Origin of the sequence: Bartonella sp. CM120XJJH, from assembly GCF_042194715.1 — a bacterium.
In the GTDB taxonomy this organism is placed as follows: domain Bacteria; phylum Pseudomonadota; class Alphaproteobacteria; order Rhizobiales; family Rhizobiaceae; genus Bartonella.
The window spans coordinates 1-6,722 of record NZ_JBHINE010000036.1; the positions used below are offsets into that span (position 1 = coordinate 1).

Here is a 6,722-nt window from a genome sequence, read left to right on the forward strand (position 1 = left end):
TCATACTTTAAAACCTCTACCTCTAAAGCAAACACATAAAAAGCTGCACGTATAGTGCAGCTTTTTTGTGAAATTTTCTGATTACCCTTTTGTATCATATCTCTCATATCAGACAACTTCGCCAGCCCATAATCCTTCAATATTCCCCTTTCAAAAAACATAAGGAGCTGCTCATCGCTGAAAATAGGCATTGTGCTTATTTTGAAGAGAGCTCTGAAAACTTCCTTTCTCAACTGATCATCAAGAAAAACTAGACAAAGCGTGGGATATCCCATAAACACGCAGAAGAAAATATACCTTTAGTCTCTTGGGGAGGAGCATTGTGATAAAGAAAAAATCCATAATTTTCGCTCATATGGGACTTTTGTTCGTTTTGTCTCTTAGCAGCTTTGCTGATGAAACGGCTCAAGTCACATTTGCTTTACACTTAGCAGAAAGCACAGCTTCTATTTCAATGCTGCTTTTTGCAGGGCTTATCGGGGCGATTTGTGCCGGACCCATTGCACCACGTCTTTTGCATCACTTCCAACCAGCACGAACAGTACCCATTGTTTTATTGTTTGAAGCACTCTTTATAGCCACAGCTGCAATCGCCAACCAATTTTGGGTTTATATTGCCCTTTCTTTCGCACTAGGCTGTGCTGGTTCAATCTTTTGGTCTGCTATTCTTGTTGCGGTACCTGACTTCGCAAAAAATGAACAGCAATTAGACCGTATCAATCGCATTATCCAAACAGTGCGTAATCTTGGCTATATTGCCGGACCACTGCTAGGAGGTGTATTGTATGGAATATCAAACGGACAAAAAGGACTCTTTGCATTATCAATCATGGTTCTTTTTGCCACATTTATCACTCTCTTCTGTTTTAAAAGTTTAAAAATTCATACACAAAAGACAGATACATCGCAGCAAACCAAAAAAGGACTAGATTTAGCGGGTCTCTTGCGCAAAAAAATGTCGTCTATGCTCTTGCGCCCCTCATCATCACTATTATCCTCACCTCTGCTCTCAACGTCTTGTCGATTGTCCGCATCCGCACCGAGCTGAACTTAAGCGCTGAAACCTATGGGGTGATCACAAGTATGCTAAGCCTAGGCTTAGTGGTTGGTCCACTCTGCTTCTCCAGCCTTTTCCACCATTTTGGCAATGCCGCTGGAGCATCACTAGCTGCCGCAACCATTGGCTTTGCAATTTTCTGTTTTTCCTTAACAAACTTCACATGGTTGATGATGCTATCATTTTTCATCCTTGGGAGTGCCAATGGTGTGCAAAATGCCTTAATGGCAAGTTTTATGATGAAAGCCATCCCCAAAGAACAACGAAACAGTCAAATGCCTGCCTATATCTTCATCATACAAACATCCGTATGCATTGGTTTCATAGGCGCAGGTTTTGTCCATGTGCATCATACCCAAATCACACTCCTCGTCATCGGAGTTACTACAATGATCGCAGGAATATTAGGTTGTGTGTTGAATAGCACCGTGCAAAAAAAAAGAACAGAGAGAATTTGATAATGGCTAGCGGACTGAGGCGTTTTTCTCAAACAAACCATACACCCCAAAAGGACATGACAATCACCGCCCTATCAAATCCCAATAAAATCCCTATCAAATCGTTGTATCCCATGCAACCCCATACCAACCCAATAGGACTTTGATAAACCACTCTTTAATGTAGAGCAACAAACACCCCTCCCCAAAACTTGATATTTTAAAGCAAAAAAACGATAACGTCATGCAACAAGATCCTATAGGCTTAAATTTTTACCATGGAACAGGTGGTTATGTGTGGCAACTGGCAGACTATATGCGACATAACTTGAATGAAAACATCCACACGCTTGAATTGCAAAAACCAACGCCGCCCATAGCCATCAATTCTTTCGCTGTCTACCCTTCTAAACTCAATCCTTTATCACGCATTCAATGGGCAAAAGACGTACAGATAACGAGAAATAAACCAGCTTTAATTGGAAAACGGCAAATACAACCTGTAACCGTCGTTTCTACAAAAGGAGCGGCATTTGGCGGATTCGACTTTCCCACATTTGAAGCACTTCGTGAAGGCTGCCTTGTCCAATCACTGAGGGAAATACAATTCAATGGTACTCTTCTTCCCTCTGGAAGTCTTTTTATATCACTTTTACGACACGGTCTCATCGAAACAGATCAAAAAGCATTTTCAGAAAATGATGCAACCGCTCTTTTACGAGAGCCAACATGTATTATCATAGATTCTTCTCTTGGCACTCTTGCCATTAATCAACTCAATGGGCGTACAATCCGACTTCATGAAAAAACAAAACATCTCTTGACGCAAGCCACCACACCAATGCACATTCAACACCCTATAGGGGATTCAATAAAATTTTTTGTAAAAGCAGGAATGCTACGATTGGTAAAATTATAAGGATAAAAAGATGCAGCTGATAAGATCTGGCATGGGAACAGAAAATAGTGCACAGCTCATTTATGCGCTCATTCAAATGGCAAGACCACGCACAGTCATTGAAATCGGTGCGGGGGATAGTACGCGCTTGATTGCTAAAGCACTGCAAAAAGCAAAACAAGCATGGCAACAAGATAAAAAACTTTTAGAATCCTCCACTTGGGAAGAACGTACAGCTTTACTTGACCCTTCAGGGATTCCTGAAAATTACGAACCTCGGCTTATCACCATTGATGATTTTACAGTCGAAGGTCAATCAGCAGAAGAAGCATGGCAAAAACTGCTTCACGACGGCATTAAAAAAGACGCTGTAACATTTATCAATGAGAATTTTTTCTCTCTTGATGAAAGCACACTTAAATCTTGGGCGCCTATAGACTTTGCTTGGATTGATGCTGGTACTCCCGCAGATGATGTACGATTTGTTATAACCCTTTGGGAACACATCACTCCTGGTGGTTATCTTTGTTTGCATGAACCAACAATGACAACAACGGTTGCTCTCAATGGGGCACAGCGGGTGCGACGTGCCAGAACTCCTATCTGGGAAGAAATTCTCTACCGGCTTGATGGCTCCTATGAAGCTTTAACACTCCCCGAAAACCACAAATATCGCCAAAGTGGTCTGGGGATTATTCGCAAACGCACCTCTGCCGAACAAATTGTACGCGCACAATCACTACAAGCAGAACTCATAGAAATCAATGAACTGCCCATTCGAAATGATATTTTGCCCATGGGAAAAGAAGCACTTCACAAACGCAGCACACGCAATTCGCTGATCTCTGCCATGACCTCACCGACACTGCGCGCTATTTATGCCGCCATTATCCTTGGTGCAAAAAATCTTACTGATATCCTCAAACATGTCGATTCAGATGCCAAAACCATTCATAAATCCATCAATCGCCTTTTGAATCTCGGACTTATTCACAACACACCAGAAGGACTTCAAGCGAGAGATACATTATGGCAAGCGCTAGAAGAAAAAAATGAACGGAATAGGGAAAATTTAAGCGACCGCCATTTAGAAACAGAAGAGATGCTATCAAAAATTGGTGAAGCCTTTCAAAAGGAAAAAATCTATAGCGAAACGGAAGTTTCCAAGATATGCAATCTCTTTACGGTAGACTTTGCCCGATTACGGCGCACTCTTGTTGAGAAGGGGTTTTTACAACGCCATGGAGGCAAATATCAACGCATGCGCTAAAAGAGAATTGAAAAATGTTAGCGAACTCTATCGTTTTTCTTCTCTATTTCAAGAGGATGAATAACCTTCCACTAAAAAAATATAATTTCATTAAAAGGTTATAAAATCATTCATCTCATTCATATGTTGACAATCTATGGAGCGGTTAGTACATCCCCTTCATAAAAGATACATTAGAGTAACAAGAATGCGGGGGAAAAACAAAAATGCGGGGTGTCAGTTGGTTATCACATAAGATTAGAAACAGTCAAAATCATCAAGAGAAGATATGGGATCAAGGTCTCAATGACCTGACGATTATTGCGCAAACATCAAGGCATAATGTTGTTGCTCAATCCAGATCATGCTCGATATTTCTAAAAACATCGTAGAAAAACAAAAAATAATATTCTTGCAGTGAACTGACCGGTAAATCAATAAAGATACTATTTCAACGAAATGTGCACAGCGGAAACAGGGCTCATAAGACTTCCTCAACAGATACAACAAAATGTATTTGATCATTTAACAGCACTTCTATGGAAATTCCATGAGCAAAAATAAAATTCCTTTTTTCATCTATAGCGCAGTTTTTCTTTCTGAATTTTCCTTTTTCTTTGTACTCCCTCTGATTGGAAACTCTTCTCTCATAACTGCTGCCAATGTTGCTTTTTATCTCGCTGGATCAGTAATCCTTGAAAGCATTCTCATGGTAACCACAACGGGTTTATTAGAAAAATTTTCGCGTAAACTCTTAATGGCTACCGCCTTTATTTTAAGGAGTATTGCTTTTGTGTGCATTATCCTATCGCTTACACCTTCTGCATGGTTGATCTTTTTTACCTTAATGGCTTTTTCGAAAGCAATTTCCAAGCCATTTTTGAGAGAAATTTTATCAGAACATCTCAATGGAAGTACTCTTAAACGCGCATTAACTCTCTATTCTTTTTTTCAAAACGCTGCTGTCGTTATAGCCCCTCTTGTTGCAACAAGTGCCATAAAATATAACGCATCAGCTTTTCTCATGGCTTTTTTTGCACTCATTGGTTTGTATCTTTGTGTTTTATCCATTCAAATTGTTTATCATTACCCTCATAAAACATTATCTCTTGAAACGGATAAAAAAACAAAGAAGCCTTTTCTTTCTTCTTTAAAAACAATAATCCATAATCGTTCTATTGCTTGTTTGCTGGTCACGGCTTTGCTTTGTGCATTCCTCATGGGAACTTTCATCACTACCACAACACTTCTCAGTAAATTTGATAGTAATCTCGCCCCTTATAGTGGGATTTTCTTTTCAATTGTTGGCATCAGTATTTGTATCTGGCAAGGAATAATCAATAAACATCTTAGCCTTTCTGATAAATCAACTTTCTACCTATTATGGCTTACGGGAAGTTTCGCTGCATTTTTCCTCATGGGTAGTGTCTTTACCGCTGTGACTGCGTTAATTGCCTACAGTGTCTATGAATCTGTCATGATTCCAGAGATATACTATCAAGCAGGGAAAACAATCGCATCCGTCTCTTCCAGTGTTCTTTTTAGTTATATTCTTGTTGTTTCAAATATTGGCCAAGCTGCCGGCTCATGGACAAGTGGATGGATCATCAGCCATTTCAACAATCACATCGCTTTCACCTTTTGCATGATTGTTGGTGTCTCCGCCTTTGCCTCTTGCCTTTGCCTCATGCAAACTAAAAAAATAAGGAACTTCAATGTCACGTATAATTTTTGAAAACCAGTGGCACAACAAGAGTGCCTAAAACACTTCGCCATAAATCATTCAATTATGGATCTGTAACACACTCTGCAGCAAAAAAGCTCGAAACGGTCTTTAAAGATTGCTCTGTAAACCCTATTGCCAATTGCCTCACAGCTTAAAGGATTATGGAGCGGATTTTTGTTTTCCCATGAAATTTGTCGCCTTCTCAAAGTAACATATTATCCATTTGCCTCTATGGTTGATCTTGAGACTTTGAGTTCAGCTATCGAAGAATTTTCTATCGATACCATCATATGCCTGCCAAGTTTTGCGGATAAACTTATTACGATATCTCGGAAGCAAAAATTAAAATGTCTAAAAAACCTATTCTATCTTGGAGAAGCCTTTCAAGCTTAAATCTATGTCGAAAATAACAGACTTAAATCCCTGAATTAGATATTAAACCTCTTAGCTTTACCACAAAAGAAACTGGTCCAATAGGATTCCAGTGTTCCGAGATTAATGGTGACATTTATCATCTTTATGATCACATTCAAGTAAAGTCAAATCCTGAAAATGATGAATTAATTGTCTCTGTTTATTATCCTGAAGATGCACCATTACTTGAACACGCCACTGGTGATGTTGTTCATATTGCATAGGATCAATCATGCGATTGTGGCTATCATGGCCATACCTTACACCTGAAAGGAAGAACACTAACTTTTTATAATATATTATGGGAACTTCAATTTCTGTATACGATTTTACAAATGTCTTAAATCTTCAAGGTTGCACTCTTTCGGCGAAAGACTATTCAACTCATTATAGTCAATCAATGTGAGAATGGTGTTGGCATTTTATTGTTTATTGATTCACGTTACGATATTGAAAGAAATGCTCTTTTATCATCCCTCTCATCCTCTTATCTGATAAAAGACATTATCAATAAATCACAATTTTTCCATGTTTGCTTTATGCGGAAATCTCAATTTATTCGCTCCTCAAACTCTGAAAAAATAAAATCCTTTTTTCAAACGACTGAATATCCTATAGTGCTTGATGGTGATTTAGTAGAAATTAAATAAGATCAGATTATAACTTCATCGATAAGTTCTTCATTATCATTGGAATCTTACACGTTTTTTTCCTTGCTCTTAGCGCAATGAGCTCTTTCCATAAAAGCATTTCGAATAAAATAAAACACAACCTTTAAAGTGCTTTTCACAAAAGTATATTTAAGGTAGGGTAAAAAATTATCCGATCTGTAGCCCCTTGTACAGAGAATAGAGATAGACAACCGCAAGGCAAGCCATGTTTTATTTTTGTACTCTCTCTATGGAGTGGAAAATGAAAGCCCTCGTAGAAGAAGGAGAAAA

At 38.8% G+C, this 6,722-nt stretch carries 3 protein-coding genes and 1 pseudogene; all 4 read left to right on the forward strand.

The window, feature by feature from the left end; genetic code table 11:
- The first annotated feature begins 322 nt into the window (after positions 1 to 322).
- The 4 genes and pseudogenes from ACFIKU_RS09100 (at position 323) to ACFIKU_RS09115 (ending at position 5,376) form a co-directional block, all read left to right on the forward strand.
- Positions 323 to 1,515: pseudogene (locus ACFIKU_RS09100) on the forward strand (MFS transporter).
- A 223-nt stretch (positions 1,516 to 1,738) separates the two neighbouring features.
- The gene (locus ACFIKU_RS09105) at positions 1,739 to 2,413 is read left to right on the forward strand and encodes a hypothetical protein (protein WP_375657322.1); all 675 of its coding nucleotides are present in this window, start codon (positions 1,739 to 1,741) and stop codon (positions 2,411 to 2,413) included.
- A gap of 10 nt (positions 2,414 to 2,423) precedes the next feature.
- Positions 2,424 to 3,662, forward strand: coding sequence for a DUF2087 domain-containing protein (locus tag ACFIKU_RS09110; RefSeq protein WP_375657323.1), 1,239 nt, complete (start codon positions 2,424 to 2,426; stop codon positions 3,660 to 3,662).
- A gap of 529 nt (positions 3,663 to 4,191) precedes the next feature.
- Positions 4,192 to 5,376: an MFS transporter gene (locus ACFIKU_RS09115; protein WP_375657324.1), complete on the forward strand. Its 1,185-nt coding sequence runs from the start codon at positions 4,192 to 4,194 to the stop codon at positions 5,374 to 5,376.
- Positions 5,377 to 6,722 lie beyond the last annotated feature (1,346 nt).